This window comes from Streptomyces sp. NPDC051180, from assembly GCF_040689545.1.
Taxonomy (GTDB): domain Bacteria; phylum Actinomycetota; class Actinomycetes; order Streptomycetales; family Streptomycetaceae; genus Streptomyces.
On the sequence record NZ_JBFBBC010000009.1, the window covers coordinates 194,440 to 211,483 of the forward strand.

The window sequence follows — 17,044 nt, forward strand, 5'->3', positions numbered from 1 at the left end:
CCGCCGTCATGGCCTCAGCTGTGACCCCACCGCCCCGAGCCGTCCCGGCCCGGGCGCGCCGTCGCACGGGAGCGACGCCCCGCCGACTGCCGTACCTGCTGATCGCTCCCGCCGGACTGCTGATGCTGGGCTTCATCGCCTACCCGGTGCTCAGCGTCTTCTACTACAGCCTCCAGCACTACAACCCCACGAAGCCCTGGCGGAACGGGTTCGCCGGCCTGGAGAACTTCACCCGCATCTTCACGGACGACCCGCACTTCTGGGGCACGCTGACCTTCAGCCTCAAGTGGGTCGCCGTCGAGGTGACGCTCCAGCTCCTCTTCGGGCTCGCGCTCGCCCTGATCGTCAACCAGACGTTCGTCGGCCGCGCCCTGGGACGGGCGCTGGTGTTCTCGCCGTGGGCGGTGTCGGGCGTGCTGACGTCCGCGATCTGGGTGTTGCTCTACAACTCCCAGACCGGGATCACCCGTTACCTGGCCGACCTGGGCCTGGGCACCTACGGCACGTCGTGGCTGTCCGACACGGCGACGGTGTTCCCGGCGGCGATCGTCGCCGACCTCTGGCGGGGCGTGCCCTTCTTCGCCATCCTCATCCTCGCCGACCTCCAGTCCGTGCCGAAGGACCTGTACGAGGCGGCCGAGGTCGACGGGGCGGGCCGCATCCGCCAGTTCGTCCACATCACGCTCCCGCACATCCGGGACGCGATCGTCCTCTCCACGCTGCTGCGCGCGGTCTGGGAGTTCAACAACGTCGATCTGCTGTACACGCTGACCGGGGGCGGTCCGGCGGGCGAGACGACCACCCTGCCGCTGTACATCGCCCACACCAGCGTCGACGCCCACAACTTCGGATACGCCTCCGCGCTCACCACGGTGGCGTTCGTGATCCTTCTCTTCTGCTCGATGGTCTACCTGCGCCTGAGCAAGTTCGGAGGCGACGTCGCATGACGGCCGAGTCCACCCTGAGCGCGGCCCCGGCCGCCCCCGCGGCCACCGCGCCGCACGCCCCGCCGCCGGGCCGGACGCCGCCCGCCGCCGCCCGCGGCAGGCGCCGGGCCTGGGACGAGGTGCCCCGCTGGCAGATCTACCTGCCGCTGGGGGTGTACCTCCTCTTCACCCTCGTCCCCTTCTACTGGATCCTGCTCTTCGCCGTGCGGCCCACCGGCTCCACCTCGCTCGTGCCCTGGCCGATGACCACCGCGCACTTCGAGAAGGTGTGGAACGAGCGCAGCTTCGGCGTCTTCTTCCAGAACAGCCTGCTCATCGGCGTCGCGGTGCTGGTGATGACGACGGTCGTCGCCCTGGCCGGCGGCTACGCGCTGGCCCGCTTCGACTTCCGGATCAAGAAGGGCTTCCTGCTGGCCCTGCTCTGCTCCCAGTTCGTGCCGGGCGCGCTGCTGCTCGTACCGCTCTTCCAGATCTTCGCCGAACTGCGGATGATCAACTCGCTGGGCAGCGTCATCATCGCCGAGACCGTCTTCCAGCTCCCGCTGTCGATGATCCTCATCAGCGGCTTCATCAGGAACGTGCCGTACTCCCTGGAGGAGGCGGCCTGGGTCGACGGCTGCAACCGGTTCCACGCCTTCCGGATCGTCGTCCTGCCGCTGCTGCGGCCCGGGCTGGTCGCCGTCGGCTCCTTCGCCTTCGTCCACGCCTGGAACCACTTCCTCTTCGCCCTGATGTTCCTCAGCAGCCAGGACAAGCAGACCATCCCGGTCGGTCTCAACACCCTCATGGGCGCCGACAGCGTCGACCTCGGCGCGCTCGCCGCGGGCGGCGTCATCGCCGCCGTCCCCGTCGTCGTCGTCTTCGCCTTCATCCAGAAGTGGCTGGTCACCGGGTTCAGCGCCGGGGCGGTGAAGGGATGAGCACCCCCCACACGAACAGGGAAGCCATGAACACCCCCCGCACACCGCTGCCGGTCGTCCTCGCCGGCGCCCGCGGCCACGGCCGCAGCCACCTCCTCAACATCCGCCGCCTCCAGGAGCGGGGGCTCGTCCGGCTCGCCGGGGTGTGCGAGCTGCGCCCCCTGGACGCGGCCGAACTGGACGGCTTCGGGGAACCGGAGCAGTCCGCCGACCTCGAAGCGCTCCTCGCCTCCACCGGCGCCCGGATCGCCGTGCTCTCCACTCCGATCCCCACCCACGCCGACCTGGCCCTCGCCGCCGCCCGCCAGGGGGCGCACCTCCTCCTGGAGAAGCCGCCGGCCCCGTCGTACGCGGAGTTCCGCAGGATGGCCGACGGGATCGCGGCGGCCGGCGTCGCCTGCCAGATCGGCTTCCAGTCGCTCGGCTCGCACGCGGTGCCCGCGATCCGCCGGATGGTCGAGGAGGGCGCCGTCGGCGAGTTCCTCGGGGTCGGCGCGGCCGGCGCCTGGGTCCGGGACGAGGCGTACTTCCGGCGCGTGCCCTGGGCCGGACGCCGGCGGCTCGACGGCGCCGACGTCGTCGACGGGGTGCTGACCAACCCGCTCGCGCACGCCGTCGCCACCGCGCTGGCGCTCTGCGGCGCCACCCGCGCCGAGGACGTCGAGCACGTCGAGACCGAGCTGCTCCGGGCGTACGCCGTCGAGTCCGACGACACCTCCGCGGTACGGGTCGTGACGTCGGCCGGCACCCGGGTCACGGTCGCCGCGACGCTCTGCGCCGAGAAGTCCTCGGAGCCGTACGTGATCGTCCACGGCAGCCAGGGGCGGATCACCTTCTGGTACCGCCAGGACCGGGTCCTGGTGCAGCGGGCCGGGCACGGGCCCGAGGAGATCGAGTACGGCCGCACCGACCTCCTGGAGAACCTCGTGTCCCATGTGACGGACGGCGAGCCGCTGTGGGTGCCGCCGGCGGCGACCGGGGCGTTCATGCGGGTGGTCGAGGCGGTGCGGACGGCGCCGGAGCCGCGGGCGATCCCCGCCGCGCACTGGCACACCGAGGAGCCCGACGGGAGCGCGCCGCGCCGGGTCGTCGACGGCGTGGACGCGCTGGTCGACGCCGCCGCCGACGGGCTGCGCCTCTTCTCCGAACTCGGCGTCGCCTGGGCGCCGTCGAGCCGGGCGGAGCTCCGGTGAACGCCGGGACGCCGACCCCGCTGCGCTGCGCGGGCCGCACCGTCGCGCACTACACCACGCGGCCCGGGCTCTCCCCCGGCCACGCCCCGCGGCCCTTCCTCCACCCCGTGACCACGCTGGCCGGGCGGGTGGTGACCGAGACCCTGCCGGAGGACCACCCGCACCACCTGGGGGCGGGCGTCGCCGTGGCCGACGTCGACGGCCGCAACTTCTGGGGCGGGCGCACCTTCGTCCGCGGGCGCGGCCCCGTCGCGCTCGACGACCACGGCGTCCAGCGGCACGACGGCTTCAAGCTGTGCGACCCGGACGGCTTCGTCGAGGAGCTGAGCTGGACGGCCGGCGGCGAGCTGCTGTTCCGCGAGCACCGGACCGTGGCGGCCGCCCCGCTCACCGACTCCGCCTGGGCCCTGGACCTCACCTTCTCGCTCGCCAACGCCTCCGGACGGGAGCTGTCGATCGGCAGCCCCGCGACGAACGGACGGCCCGGCGCCGCCTACGGCGGTTTCTTCTGGCGTGCGCCCAAGGAGGCGGCGGCGCCGGTGGTGTTCAGCGCGGAGGCGGACGGCGAGGAGGCGGTGCACGGGTCCGCGGCCGACTGGGCGGCGCTCGCGGGCGACGGCTGGACGCTGGTGTTCGCCGGGGCGACGGCGGCGACCCGCGCCGACCCGTGGTTCGTGCGCGCAGCCGAGTACCCCGGCGTCGGCTCCTCGCTGGCCTCGGCCGAACGGCTCGTGGTGCCGGCCGGGGAGACCCTGGTACGCCGGGTGGTCACCGTCGTCGCCGACGGCCGCCTCGACCGGGCCGGGGCGGCGGCGCTGGTCCGCAGGGCGGTGGCGTCGTGACCGCGGCGGCGTCACAGGGCCGGGGCGGTCACGGGGTCACCGGCGATCTGGGGGACGGGACGTACCGCAACCCGGTCCTGGCGGCCGACTGGTCCGACCCGGACGTGCTGCGGGTGGGCGAGGACTACTACCTCACCGCGTCCAGCTTCGGCCGCGCCCCCGGTCTGCCGCTGCTGCACTCCCGGGACCTGGTGAACTGGAGCCTCGTCGGCCATGCGCTCGCACGGCTGGAGCCCGCGGCCGCGTTCGCCTCGCCCCGCCACGACCGGGGCGTGTGGGCGCCGTCGCTGCGCCACCACGACGGACGGTTCTGGATCTTCTGGGGCGACCCCGACCACGGCGTCCAGCAGGTCAACGCCGCCTCGATCCGCGGTCCGTGGACGGCGCCGCACCTGGTGAAGGCGGGCCGGGGCCTCATCGACGCCTGCCCGCTGTGGGACGAGGAGTCGGGCGAGGCGTACCTGGTGCATGCCCTGGCCAAGTCCCGTGCCGGGGTGAACAACCGGCTCGTCGGGCACCGGATGAGCCCGGACGGCACGAAGGTCCTCGACGAGGGCCGGGTCCTCGTGGACGGCGACCAGATCCCGGGCTGGTTCACGCTGGAGGGCCCCAAGGCGTACCTCCACGACGGCCGGTTCTGGATCCTGGCCCCGGCCGGGGGCGTGGCCACCGGCTGGCAGGGCGCGTTCCGGTCGCGGTCGTTCTTCGGCCCGTACGAGGAACGGATCGTCCTGGCCCAGGGCGACACCGACGTCAACGGCCCCCATCAGGGCGGCTGGGTCCGCACCCCGGGCGGCGAGGACTGGTTCCTGCACTTCCAGCAGACGGGTGCGCACGGCAGGGTCGTCCACCTCCAGCCGATGCGCTGGGGCGCCGACGGCTGGCCGGTGCTCGGCGACGACGGCGCCCCCGTGCGCGTGCACCGCAAGCCGGACCTGCCGGAGCAGCCGGCCGCGCGCCCCGCCGTGGACGACACCTTCCCCGGCGGGCGGTTCGGCCGCCAGTGGCAGTGGACCGCCAATCCGGACGAGGGCTGGGCCAGCCACCACGCGGGGGACGGGCTGCGCCTCGGCTGCGTGCGCGGCGAGCGCCTGGACGACCTGCGGAGCGTTCCGCACGTCCTCACCCAGCGGCTGCCCGCCGGGGCGCGCGCGGTCGAGGTGGAGCTGCGGCTCGACGCGGCGGCGCCCGGCGCCCGTGCCGGGCTGGTCGTCCTCGGCGACGCCTACGCCTGGATCGGTCTGGAGCGCGCCCCCGACGGCACGAGCCGTCTCGTGCACCGCTTCGCCCCCGCCGGCGCGGACGCCGAACGGGACGCGGCGCCGTCCGTCGCGCTCGTCGGGGACCGGGCCCTGCTGCGGATCGAGGTCACGGCGGACGCGCGCTGCCGGTTCTCGTACACCGCGGACGGCGCGGCCGGTCCCGTCCGGCTCGGGCCGGAGTTCGCGGCCACGCCCTGGCGCTGGGTCGGCGCCCTGCTCGGTCTGTTCGCGGGTGCGCCGACGGGCGCGGGGCACGCCGGGACGGCCGTGTTCTCCGCCTTCCGCGTCACCTCCGCCTGACCGTCCCCCCGCGCGGTCACCGGGGCGCCCCGGCGCCCCCTCAGGACTCCCCCACACCCCTTCCCGCACGTTCCCGCACCACCCGCAGAGAAGAGAGCCGACGATGACCATCCTCCCCGGCGGACGGCGCAGAGCCGCCCTCGCCCTCGCCCTGTCCGGTGTCCTCGCCCTGACCGCCACCGCCTGCGGTGACGACGGCAGCGGCGCGGGCGGTGACAAGGGCACCGAGGGTTCGGGCAAGGGAAAGATCACCTTCTGGGACAACAACGGCGGTGTCCGCACCGAGGTCTGGAAGGAGATCATCGCGGACTTCGAGAAGGCGAACCCCGACATCGACGTCGAGTACGTCGGGATCGCCTCCAAGGAGGTCCAGTCGAAGTACGACACCGCCATCCAGGGCGGCGGCCTGCCGGACGTCGGCGGCGTGGGCGCGGCGATGCTCGCCGGGATCGCCGCGCAGAACGCCCTGGAGCCGCTGGACGCCCGGATCGAGGCGAGCGCGCTCAAGGGCAGGCTGAACGCGGGCATGCTCGCGAGCGTGAAGTCGGCCGGCGGCCGGGACAAGCTCTTCACGGTCCCCACCTCCGCCAGCAACGGCGTCCTGTACTACCGGACCGACCTGTTCCGGGCGGCCGGTCTGGAGGAGCCGTCCACCTGGTCGAAGTTCTACGCGGCCGCCGACAAGCTCACCGCCGTGGACCGGAACCGCTTCGGCTACACGATCCGCGGCGGCGCCGGCTCCATCGCCCAGGCCCTGGACGCCATGTACGGCCAGAGCGGCATCACGTCCTTCTGGAACGGCGACCGGACGACCGTCAACGACCCGAGGAACGTCGCGGCCCTGGAGAAGTACGCCGGGCTGTTCAAGCGGACCACGCCGGCCGCCGACGTCAACAACGACTTCACCAAGATGGTCGCGCAGTGGGACAGCGGCCAGATCGGCATGCTCAACCACAACCTGGGCTCCTACCAGGACCACGTGAAGGCGCTCGGCACGGAGAAGTTCCGGGGCATCCCCAACCCGACCCTGGACGACGGCACCCGGGTGCAGGTCTCCAACCCCGTCGACGGGCTCGGCCTCTTCTCCTCCGGGAAGAACAAGGCCGCGGCCTGGAAGTTCATCGAGTTCGCCGCCTCGCACGCCTCCAACAGCAAGTGGAACGAGTCGGCCGGCGCCATCCCCGCCAACACGGAGGCCGCCGGGGACGCCTGGCTGCAGAAGTCCGAGCCGACCAAGCTCGGCGCCGAGGTCCTCTTCAGCGGCAAGGCCGCCATCGTGGAGCTGCCGTACTACCTGCCGGACTGGAACACCCTCTCCAAGGCCGACAACGAGCCGGCCTTCCAGAAGGTCCTCCTCGGCAAGGCCACGGCCAAGGAGTTCCTCGACCACTTCGCCGAGCAGCTGAACGCGGCCCAGGCCGAGTGGAAGCAGCAGAACACGTGAGCGTCGCGCGCCGCGCGGTCGTCACGGCCGGGGCGGGCCTCGCGCTCGCCCTGGCCGGGGCCCCCGCCGCCGCGGCCGCGGGCCGTCCCCGGGCGCGGACCCTCTTCCTCGCGGGCGACTCGACGGCCGCGCAGAAGTACGCCGACGCCGCGCCCGAGACCGGCTGGGGCATGGCCCTGCCGTTCTTCCTGCACCGGGAGACCGCGGTCGCCAACCACGCGGTCAACGGACGCTCCACCAGGAGCTTCCTCGACGAGGGCCGTCTCGACCCGGTCCTCGCGGCCATCCGCCCCGGCGACGTGCTCCTCGTCCAGTTCGGGCACAACGACGCGAAGGCCGCCGACCCCACCCGGTTCACCGACCCGTGGACCACCTACCAGGACAACCTGCGCGTCTTCGTCGACGGCGCCCGGGACCGGGGCGCCCTCCCGGTGCTCGCCACCCCCGTGGAACGGCGCAGGTTCGACGCGGCCGGAACCGCGCTGCGCACCCACGGCGCGTACCCGGCGGCGATGCGGGAGACCGCCGCCGAGGCCGACGTCCCGCTGCTCGACGTCGAGGCGCTGTCCCTCGCGCTGTGGCAGGAGCTCGGCCCCGAGGCCACGAAGACGTACTTCAACTGGACCGCGACCGAGCGGGACGACACCCACTTCAACCCGCCGGGGGCGATAGAGGTCGCCCGGCTGGTCGCCCGTGAGCTGCTGCGCACCCACGTCCTGGCGCCGCGCGAGACCTGCCGCCTGGACGACCCGATACCCACCGGCCGGATCACCTGGCCCGTATCCGAGGAGAGCCGCACGTGAACCGACGCACGAGACTGGGAATGGTCGCCGCGACCGCCCTCGCCCTGACCGTCACCGCGCCCGCGGCGGGCGCCCACAGCGGACACCGGCCCGGCTCCGACCCGGCCCGCGCCGCCCTCCCGGCCGGCGACGGCTGGGCCTCCGACGGCACCGGCACCACCGGCGGATCCGCCGCCGTCGCCTCCCGGGTCGTCACCGTCACCACCTGGGAGGAGTTCCGGGCCGCGCTCGCGCTGCCCGGCACCGAGCCCCGCATCGTCAAGGTGGCGGGCACGCTGGACGCGACCGCCGCGGGCTGCGCCGCCTTCGAGGCCCCCGGCTACGACTTCGCCCGCTATCTCGCCGACTACGACCCCGCGGTCTGGGGATACGAGACCGAGGTCAGCGGCCCCCAGGAGACGCTGCGGGCCGCCTCCGCCGCCGCGCAGGGCCTGGCCGTCACGGTGAAGGTGCCCGCCAACACCACGATCGTGGGCGTCGGACGGCACGCGGGCATCACCGGCGGCAGCCTCCAGGTGCAGGGCGTGGACAACGTCGTCGTCCGCAACCTCACGCTGGAGAGCCCCCTCGACTGCTTCCCCCAGTGGGACCCGACGGACGGGGCCACCGGGGCCTGGAACTCCGAGTACGACAGCCTCGTCGTCTTCGGCTCCACACACGTCTGGATCGACCACAACACCTTCACCGACGGCGCCCACCCCGACAGTTCGCTCCCCTCGTACTACGGGGAGGTCTACCAGCAGCACGACGGCGAGCTGGACGTCGTGCGGGGCGCGGACCTGGTGACCGTCTCCTGGAACGTCTTCACCGACCACGACAAGACGCTGATGATCGGCAACAGCGACAGCGCCGGCGCCACCGACCGGGGCAGGCTGCGCGTCACCCTCCACCACAACCTCTTCGAGAACGTCGTGGAGCGCGCGCCGCGGGTCCGGTTCGGTCAGGTCGACGCGTACAACAACCACTTCGTGGTGCCGAGCGGGCCGTACGTGTACAGCTTCGGCATCGGCCAGGAGTCGCAGCTGTACGCCGAGAAGAACGCGTTCACCCTCGCCGCCGACGTGCCCGCCGGGAAGATCCTCAAGAAGTGGAAGGACGCGCCGGTCACGGTCGCGGGCAACCTCGTCAACGGCCGCCCGGTCGACCTCCTCGCCGTCCACAACGAGCAGTACCCCGCCGAGGCCCTGCGCCCCGACGCGGGCTGGACCCCCGTCCTGCGCACCCGCGTCGACCACCCCCGCGCCGTCCCCGCCCTCGTCGACCGTCTCGCGGGCGCCGGCCGCCTGCGCTGAGCCCCGGCATCCCAGGAGGATCCGCATGCCCGCACACCCCACCGGAGCGGGGGCCGCCGGCCGCCGCTCCCTCCTCGCCGCCGGTGTCGGCGCCGCCCTCGCCCTGGCCCTGCCGGGCGGGGCGGCGGCCGCCAACCCGCCCCGCGCCCGGCGCCCCTTCGGACGGTACGGCTCGCCCGCGGACCGGCTCGACGAACGGACGCTGTACGTGCACCCCGGCGGCCTCGGCGACCACACCTCGGTCCAGGAGGCGGTCTCCGCGGCGGCCGGCCCCGGCCGCACTCTGGTGCTCGCCCCCGGCACCTACCGCGAGACGGTCGCGGTCGGCGCCGCCCACGCCGAGATGACCTGGCTCGGGGCGACCGGGGACCCCCGGGACGTCGTCGTCGTGTACGCCAACGCCGCCGGCACGCCCCGGCCCGAGGGCGGCACGTACGGGACGACCGGCTCCGCGACCACCACGGTCCAGGCGGAGGGGTTCACCGCCCAGGGGGTCACGTTCGCCAACGACTTCCTCCGCACCGACCTGCCCGGAAACCCCGGTACGCAGGCCGTGGCGCTCAAGGTCCAGGGCGACCGTTCCGCCTTCTTCCACTGCCGGTTCCTCGGCCACCAGGACACCCTGTACGCCGACTCCCTCTCCCTGGCCGCCGTCGCCCGCCAGTACTTCGCCCACTGCCACGCGGAGGGGGACGTCGACTTCGTCTTCGGGCGGGCGCGGGCGGTCTTCGAGCACTGCCACTTCCGCACCCTGCCCCGCACCGACCTGGCGGCGGCCCCGTACGGGTTCGTCTTCGCCCCCTCCACGGCCCGGGACAACGCCCACGGATTCCTCGCCGCGCGCTGCCGGGTGACCAGCGGGGCCCCGGACGGCTTCTTCAAGCTGGCCCGGCCGTGGGTGCCCGGCTCGGACCCCACCGCCCGGCCCTCGCTCGTGGTCCGGGAGAGCTTCCTCGGCCCCGGGATCGACGCCGTCGCCCCGTACGCGAACATGCGCGACGCCTACCCGTGGCAGGAGCAGCGGTTCGCCGAGTACCGCAACACCGGTCCGGGCGCCGCCGTCACCGTCCCGGAGAACCGTCCCCAACTCCGGGCCGACGAGGCCGCGGCGGCGACCCGGGCGGCGTATCTGGGCGACTGGGTCCCCCGGCGGCCCCGCGTCTGACGGCGGGCCCGTTCACGGGCGCAGCAGGGGGAACTCCGCCTCCGCCCACAGCGCCCGCAGGGTGTCGGGTCCCGGTCCGGCCGGCCCGCCGCCCGGCTCCTCGCCGGTGCTCCACCGGTGGGCGCGGGCGGGCGTGCCCCGCACCGGGGACCAGCCGGGGGTCCCGTGGGCGGCGAAGTCGGCCCAGGCCCGCACCATGCGGTGGGAGAGGTCGTGGTCCTCGGGGGTGGGGGCGCCCCCGACGAGGAAGGCGGTGCAGTCCAGGTCGAGGGTGCCGAAGGCGAAGGGGACGTCCGCGCAGTGCCAGGCGCGGACGCCCCCGTCCGGACCGGGCCGTCGGCGGTCGAAGCGTGCGAGGAAGGCCCGGCCGCCGGCGAGGGCGTGCCGTTCGGCGAGCCGGGAGGCGTACTCCGTGAAGAGGAGGTCCCCGAAGACCGCGACGTACACGTCGAGGACCGGGGCTCCCGGGAGGGCGGCCCGGTAGCCCGCGACCAGGCCGTCGGGAAGCCCGAAGTCCCGCGCGAACGAGGCGAGCCCCTTCTCGGTGGTGACCTTGGCGCTGCTCCCGACGGCGTCGAGCAGCCGGTACTCCTCCGTGGTGTGGCAGACCAGCAGGTCGACGTCCCGGGCCGCGCCGGCGACGATCCCGGCGAGGGGGTCGACGGGCAGGACGCGGCCGTCGAGGACGGGGGCGTAGAGCGAGGGGTCGTAGTGGCGGGAGCCCGACGCCGGATCGCGCCGGTAGGCGTCGACGACCCGGTCGGAGGCGGCGACGAGCGCCTCCGGGCTCGCCGAGGCCAGTCCTTCGGCAGTGGCCGGGCAGCCCGCGGCGGCGGCGACCTCGCGGGTGGTCGCGGCGGCGACCTCCAGGGGGTGGTGGGGGCTGGCGGGGCTGTGGAGGACGGCCCTGCGGAACAGCCCGCGGGCGCCCTCCATCACCATCAGGCAGGCGACCGAGGCGGCCCCGGAGGACTGTCCGGCGACGGTGACGCGGTCCGGGTCGCCGCCGAACGCGGCGATGTTGTCGCGCACCCAGCGCAGGGCCGCGACCTGGTCCAGCAGCCCCCGGTTGTCCGGGTGTTCGCCGTGTCCGCCGCCTTCGCCGACCGGCACGTGGCCGAACCCCTCGAAGCCGAGACGGTAGTTGAGGGTGACCACGACCAGGCCGGCGCCGGCCAGTGCGCGGCCGTCGAAGTCGGGCTGTGCGGACGAGCCGAAGGCGTACGCGCCGCCGCGGATCCAGACCAGGACGGGCAGCGCCCCGCCGTCCGGGGCCGGCGTCCACACGTTGAGGGTGAGGACGTCCTCGTCGCCCGGGCGCCACACGGGCGCGCCGGGCAGCTCGGCCGACTGCGGGGCGACGGGGCCGAAGGCGATGGCGTCGCGCACCCCGCTCCAAGCCTCCGCCGGGCGGGGTTCGCGGAACCGGTGGGGCCCGAACGGCGGTGCGGCGTACGGGATTCCGAGCACGGCGACGACGCCGGTGGAGACGCGTACACCCCGTACCGCGCCGTGCGTGGTCGTGAAGACGTCCATGTCCTCAGCCTGTCATCGCGCCTCTCGCGCGCGCCAACACCGAGTCGGTCGCGATTCACACTGCGGGGCGGTGAATGAGTCGGCGCCTGCCGTAGGCGACGGTCAGCAGGGCGAGCGACGGGCCCCACAGGACGAGCGGGGCGTAGCAGACATAGTACGAAACGGCCTCCCAGCCGCCCGCCCGGCCGGGGAAGTCGGGGGGCAGGGCGTCGCCGCGGATCGTGGTGCCCCTGAGCTCGGTGGCCAGGGCCAGTACGGTCCACAGCAGTGTGAGGGCCGTCGCACCGAGGGCCGCGGGGACCAGGACGGCGGCCGGGGGGATGCGCCGGCCGCGCAGGACCGGGATCCAGTCGGGGACCACCTCCCCCCACCGGGCGACGAGCCCGATCGCGGTGAAGGCGACGGCCTCGGAGAAGAGCGACAGGAAGGCGATGTACAGCCGCTCGCCGAGGCCGATCCCGGTGTCGAAGGCCGCCGGCAGCCGCCACAGGCCGGCCGGCAGGACGGTGAACGGCACGGCGTACGCGAGGAGTCGGGTGTGCCGGGAGACGCCGGCCACGGGTGCGTGGGCCGCTCGCCAGGCGGCGCGGAGGCGGCCCGTGGGGGCGGGCCGGGGTGACCGTGTGTCGGGGAGGCGGAGCTGGTGCGGCATGCGCGGTCCTCGGTCCGGTGGGCCGCCGGGCGGCCCGCTCGGTGTCCACCATCGCGGGCGCGGGGCGCCACGGGATCGGGCCGTGGGCGGAACCCTCTCCCCCGTACGGGCGAGGCGGCCGTACGGCCCGGAGCTCCTTCGTCCGCGGGTCAGCGGCCGAAGGCGCCCCGGAGGGTGGTGACACCGCCGTCGGCGCCGGTCAGGACGGCGGTGTAGGTGTCGGCGGAGGGATCGCGCGTCCCCTCCGCGTGGTTGTACTGGGCGGCGAAGACGTGCGGGCCGGGCGGCACGTCGCGGCCGGGCCTGAGCGTCCAGCGGTAGACGAGGGCGTCGGGACGCTCGGTCACCGTGACGGTGAAGTCGCCGGTGGGACGGGTCTGCCAGTGGCCGGTGCTCACGACGCCGGGGGTGCGGGCGACGCGCACCTCGACGGTGAGGCCGGAGACGGGACTCTCCGTGGTCAGGGCGAGGTCGCCCTGCGCCCACCAGCGGTTGCTGCCGGGGTCGACGGTGCCGGCAGCCCGGGCGGCCGGGCCGGGCGCGGGGAGCGCGGTGGCGGTCGCTGCGGGCCGGTCGCCGAGGGTCGTCGCGGCCAGGCCGGCGATGCCCACGACACCGGCGACGGCGGCGGTGACCGCGACGGCCACCGTCCAGCGGCGGCGGGTCCCCGCCGGTGTCCGGCGGCGGGGGGCCGGGGCGGGGTCGGCCATGCCGCGTTCCACCCGGGCGAGGATGCGGGCGTGGTCGGGCCGGTGCGCGAGCGCCGCGTCCCTCAGCTCGCGGCGGAGCCGTGTCTCGTCCATCAGCGCCTCCCCGTGGCGAGTTCGGCGGCCGCCCGGGGGCCCAGGAGCCGCTGGAGTTCGGCCATGCCCTTGGCGGTCTGGCTCTTGACCGTACCGACCGAGACGCCGAGGGCCAGCGCGGTGTCGCGTTCGGACAGGTCGAAGGCGTGGCGGAGCACGACGCAGGCGCGCTTGCGGAAGGGCAGGGCGCGCAGGGCCGTCCGGACGTCGAGGACGGCCGGCACGTCCGGGTCCTCGGTGTGCTCCGGCCGCCGGTCCCAGAACGCGGCGATGCGGCGGCGTTCGCGGACGGTGCCCCGGATGCGGGTGCGGACGAGGTTGGCGACGACGCCCCGCGCGTAGGCGGCGGGGTGGTCGGCGGCGCGGACCCGGTCCCAGCGGTGCCACAGGGCGAGCATGGCGTCGGCGGCGACGTCGTCGGCGGCGTCCGTCTCGCCGGTCAGCAGATGGGCGAGGCGGGCGAGTTCGGCGTAGTGGCGCTCGAAGAAGGCCCGGAACTCCGCCGCGCTGTCCCCGGTGTCAGCGTCGGTCGCGACCACGACGATCCTCCGTCGAGACCCCGGCGTGGCGGGCGGCATCGGCGAGGGTGACCACGTGCGCTCTCCTGGGCGATTCCCGGTGTCGCGGGCGACCGCCCGACGACTCGGCTCCCGACCCTAGGCGGCGGCTCGACGAGCTGTCCAGGCGGGCCGGGCAACTCCGGGCCGAGGTCCGGCTCGCCCGGGGCGGCCGAGGGCCGGGCGGGCCCCTGGGGGTCCGCCCGGCCTCGTCGTACGCGGAGCCCGCTCTCGCGGGGCGGGCCGTTATTCGAGCAGCTCCGCGTACGAGCCCATGGCCAGGGCGATGTCCGCCTGGGCCCAGAACCGGTGGTAGGTGAAGACGGGGGCGGCGCCGCCCGCCAGGTACGCCTCGATCTTCGGCCAGGCCGGGTCGTTCTCGTAGAAGGTGCGGATCGAGGCGAAGGTGGAGGAGGTGTTCACCGCGTCGCCGTTCGGCATGGTGCCGGTCCAGCCGTTCGGGACGTGGACGGGGTCGTCGAAGCGGTTGTAGTCGGCGCGGGTCTCCGGGACGGCGATGCCCAGCGGGTCCTGGTGGTGGTTCCACATGCCGTCGAGCAGGGCCTTGGCGACGCGCTTGGCCTCGGCGTGGCCGGACTTGGCCGCGTAGTACGTCAGCGTCTTGGCGTAGGCGGCGGCCACGCCGACGTCGTCGGTGTAGTCGGCGACGGTGACGTGCAGCCCGGCGTTGGCGCCGGGGCTCGCGGCGTTCCAGGTGTCGGGCGCTCCGGACCACTGGAGGGTGGAGGGGATGCGGTAGGTGCCGTCCGGGTTGATCGTGGTCTTGGACAGCGCCCAGGAGACCCACTTGTCGAGGACGGTCTTCGCCTCGGCGTCACCGGTCTGCTGGTAGAACTCGGCGACCCGCTCCATGGACCACGCCTGGAAGCCGAACCACTGGTTGGACGCGGGGTCGTGGTAGACCGGCTTCTCGTCGTAGAAGAGGCCGTGGAAGGTGGGCGTGCCGGCCGGCGGTGTGGCGTACCGGCCCTGCCAGCTGTTGGTGGCGCCGCCCGCGATGGCGCCCTCGTCGGACTGGAGCCAGCGGTAGAACTCCAGCTGGCGGTCGAGGCTGGTCGCCCAGTCCGCCGCGCCCGTCGTCGACTTGGGCTTCAGCGGGGCGTAGGAGCTGAGGGCGTAGGCGGCGAGCGGGTTCTGGTAGCCGCCGTGGGCGTGGCTGGACCCGATCCGCCAGGACCAGCCGGCGGAGGTGTCGGTGGCGCCGCCCCAGGCGTAGTACCAGGACATCAGGTAGTGGGCGCTGTCCTTGCCGGTGCCGGCCGGGCAGGTGGTCGGGCCGACGCAGTTCCCGGCCTTCTTGAAGTACTTGTCGAACATCGAGTACCGCAGGTAGTCGCCCATCCTGGCGGCCTTGCCGACGGTCGCGGAGACCTGGGTGCCCTTCCCCTGCTGCTTGGCCCAGAGGTCGGCCCAGTAGGCGGCCTGGACGGCTCGGGCGTCGGCGTCGGGGGCATTGGTGTACTTCCACTGCTTGGCGTAGGAAGAGTCCCCGGTGAAGAGGTCCAGGTAGCCGTTCTTCCCGCCGTAGGAGAAGTTGTCGCAGGTGGGATGGGTGACGGTCTCCCAGACGGATTCCTGCGGGCCGCGCTGGAAGGTGTTGATGTACGAGGGGCCGGTCGCGGCCGGACCGGCGGAGCACTTGCCGGGCTCGTTCCCGAATCCATAGACGTTGTCGACGTCCTGGAGCCAGTGCATGCCGTAGACGTCGTCGGTGCCGTAGGCGCTCTTGAGCTCGGCGGCGATCGGGTCGGAACCGGAGGTGACGCCGGAGTCGAGCCTCGCCGGGTACTGCGAGGGGAGGTCCCACTCGGGGGCGTAGGTGGCCGGCTTGGAGGCGTTGTAGGAGGACGAGGTGGGCTGGTCGGCGTGGGTGGGGATCATGAATTTCTCCATGGTGTCCCAGGCGCCGTTGAACTTGGTCCAGTCGCCGGTGATCTTCCCGTACATGGCCTGGAGCCAGATGAGGTAGCTGTACGCCTCCGAGGTCGTCTCGTGCCCGTGGTCGGGGGCCTCGACGATCAGGGTCTCCACGGAGTGGTACGGGATGCCCTCGGGCGAGAAGTAGCCGTTGGCCGGGTTGGTGATCTTCCCGTGCAGGTCGAGGAAGCGGGCGTCGTAGGTGGAGTTCGCGGCCAGCTGGGCGACCGTGACCTCGGCCTTGGTGTGGCCCGGGGCGGTCGCGGTGAAGACGGCGGAGCCGGTGCCGGTGGCGGCCGCGGCGACGGTCACCTTCTGGGCGGTGTTCCAGTTCGCCGGGGTGAAGGTGAGGGTCGCGGGGGTCGCGGTGAGGTTGGTGTTGCCCGAGGTGCGGGCGACGCCGACCGTGACGTTCGCGGTGGGGGCGGTGGAGAGCTTCAGGTCGAAGGTGCCGGTCGCTCCCTGGCGGACGCCGAGCTGGCCGGGGGAGGCGACGAGCGCGGGGCCCGCGGCGACGGTGATCCCGACCGGAGCCGATTCGGCGGAGGCTCCGAGGCTGTCGTACGCCTTGGCGTAGAGGGAGTGGGCGCCGGTGGCGAGGCCGGCGGCGCTGTAGGCGAAGGGCGCGGTGGTGTCCGTGCCGAGGAGCGTGGTGTCGCTGTAGAACTCCACCTTGCCGACCGTGGCGCCGTCGGCCGCGGCGGCCGTGGCGGCCATGGGCACCGCGTCGCCCGCGGTGAAGACCGCGCCCGCCGCGGGGCTGGTCAGGACGGCGACCGGGGCCTGGTGGGCGCCGGTGCAGGGGGTTCCGTTGACGGCGAAGGAGGTCGGGGCGGCGTTGGTCCCGCTGTAGGTGAACTGGGCGCCGGTGGTGGTGGCGGCGCCCGCGGCGAGGGTGCCGTTCCAGGCGGCGTTGGTCACCGTGACGTTCCTGCCGGACTGGGACCAGACGCCGCTCCACCCGTTGGTGAGCTTCTGGTCGCCGGCGTAGGAGTACGTGAGCGTCCAGCCGTCGAGCGTGGTCGTCGCCCGGTTGGTGAGCGTGAGTTCGGCCGTGAAGCCCGAACCCCAGTCGTTCGTCCTGTAGTCGACGCTGCACTGCACGGCTGCGGCCTGCGCGGTGGTGGCGCCGACGGCCGTGAGGCCGAGGGGGAGGGAGAGCGCTGCGGCCAGCGCGGTCAGCTGCCGGCGCGGTGGTCTTACGCGTGGTCGTGACATGCGGGTGGTTCTCCTCGCGGCTCGGGAGGTCGGGGGTGCGAAGAGCGGGATGGGCCTGCGGGGGACAAGCCCTGAACCAGTGGGAGCGCTCCCACTGTGCAGTTGGGGCGCAACGGCGTCAAGGTGTGTGAAGAGTCGAAGGCGGATGACGGGGAAATTTACCCAACACCTC

At 73.9% G+C, this 17,044-nt stretch carries 14 protein-coding genes; 9 read left to right on the plus strand and 5 right to left on the minus strand.

The window, feature by feature from the left end; genetic code table 11:
• Nucleotides 1-8 precede the first annotated feature (8 nt).
• The 9 genes from AB0424_RS18430 to AB0424_RS18470 all read left to right on the plus strand — a co-directional run bounded on the left by AB0424_RS18430 (nucleotide 9) and on the right by AB0424_RS18470 (nucleotide 10,168).
• On the plus strand, nucleotides 9-947 hold the full coding sequence (locus AB0424_RS18430; RefSeq protein WP_366306598.1) for a sugar ABC transporter permease: 939 nt from the start codon (nucleotides 9-11) through the stop codon (nucleotides 945-947).
• Nucleotides 944-1,867: a carbohydrate ABC transporter permease gene (locus AB0424_RS18435; RefSeq protein WP_366306600.1), complete on the plus strand. Its 924-nt coding sequence runs from the start codon at nucleotides 944-946 to the stop codon at nucleotides 1,865-1,867. Before AB0424_RS18430 ends, AB0424_RS18435 begins: the two co-directional genes overlap by 4 nt.
• A complete protein-coding gene (locus AB0424_RS18440) occupies nucleotides 1,864-3,060 on the plus strand; it encodes a Gfo/Idh/MocA family oxidoreductase (RefSeq protein ID WP_366306602.1) in 1,197 nt (398 codons plus the stop codon). The genes AB0424_RS18435 and AB0424_RS18440 overlap by 4 nt, the downstream gene beginning before the upstream one ends.
• Entirely contained in the window at nucleotides 3,057-3,902 is an 846-nt protein-coding gene (locus tag AB0424_RS18445; protein WP_366306604.1) for a PmoA family protein, read from the plus strand. Before AB0424_RS18440 ends, AB0424_RS18445 begins: the two co-directional genes overlap by 4 nt.
• Nucleotides 3,903-3,949: 47 nt before the next feature.
• Entirely contained in the window at nucleotides 3,950-5,464 is a 1,515-nt protein-coding gene (locus AB0424_RS18450) for a family 43 glycosylhydrolase (protein ID WP_366306768.1), read from the plus strand.
• Between the two features lie 103 nt (nucleotides 5,465-5,567).
• Nucleotides 5,568-6,908: a sugar ABC transporter substrate-binding protein gene (locus tag AB0424_RS18455; protein ID WP_366306606.1), complete on the plus strand. Its 1,341-nt coding sequence runs from the start codon at nucleotides 5,568-5,570 to the stop codon at nucleotides 6,906-6,908.
• Entirely contained in the window at nucleotides 6,905-7,711 is an 807-nt protein-coding gene (locus tag AB0424_RS18460) for a rhamnogalacturonan acetylesterase (RefSeq protein ID WP_366306608.1), read from the plus strand. Before AB0424_RS18455 ends, AB0424_RS18460 begins: the two co-directional genes overlap by 4 nt.
• Nucleotides 7,708-9,003, plus strand: coding sequence for a polysaccharide lyase family 1 protein (locus tag AB0424_RS18465; RefSeq protein ID WP_366306610.1), 1,296 nt, complete (start codon nucleotides 7,708-7,710; stop codon nucleotides 9,001-9,003). Before AB0424_RS18460 ends, AB0424_RS18465 begins: the two co-directional genes overlap by 4 nt.
• Nucleotides 9,004-9,028: 25 nt before the next feature.
• Nucleotides 9,029-10,168, plus strand: coding sequence for a pectinesterase family protein (locus AB0424_RS18470; RefSeq protein WP_366306612.1), 1,140 nt, complete (start codon nucleotides 9,029-9,031; stop codon nucleotides 10,166-10,168).
• Between the two features lie 12 nt (nucleotides 10,169-10,180).
• Here AB0424_RS18470 and AB0424_RS18475 read toward each other — a convergent pair whose 3' ends face one another.
• The 5 genes from AB0424_RS18475 to AB0424_RS18495 form a co-directional block, all read right to left on the minus strand.
• Nucleotides 10,181-11,704, minus strand: a complete 1,524-nt coding sequence (locus AB0424_RS18475) for a carboxylesterase family protein (RefSeq protein WP_366306613.1) — start codon at nucleotides 11,702-11,704, stop codon at nucleotides 10,181-10,183.
• Nucleotides 11,705-11,759: 55 nt separating this feature from the next.
• A complete protein-coding gene (locus tag AB0424_RS18480; RefSeq protein ID WP_366306615.1) occupies nucleotides 11,760-12,356 on the minus strand; it encodes a hypothetical protein in 597 nt (198 codons plus the stop codon).
• A 149-nt stretch (nucleotides 12,357-12,505) separates the two neighbouring features.
• Nucleotides 12,506-13,159, minus strand: a complete 654-nt coding sequence (locus tag AB0424_RS18485; protein WP_366306617.1) for a hypothetical protein — start codon at nucleotides 13,157-13,159, stop codon at nucleotides 12,506-12,508.
• Nucleotides 13,159-13,698: a SigE family RNA polymerase sigma factor gene (locus tag AB0424_RS18490; RefSeq protein WP_366306619.1), complete on the minus strand. Its 540-nt coding sequence runs from the start codon at nucleotides 13,696-13,698 to the stop codon at nucleotides 13,159-13,161. Before AB0424_RS18490 ends, AB0424_RS18485 begins: the two co-directional genes overlap by 1 nt.
• 264 nt (nucleotides 13,699-13,962) lie before the next feature.
• Nucleotides 13,963-16,872, minus strand: a complete 2,910-nt coding sequence (locus AB0424_RS18495) for a glycoside hydrolase family 48 protein (RefSeq protein ID WP_366306621.1) — start codon at nucleotides 16,870-16,872, stop codon at nucleotides 13,963-13,965.
• Nucleotides 16,873-17,044: the final 172 nt, after the last annotated feature.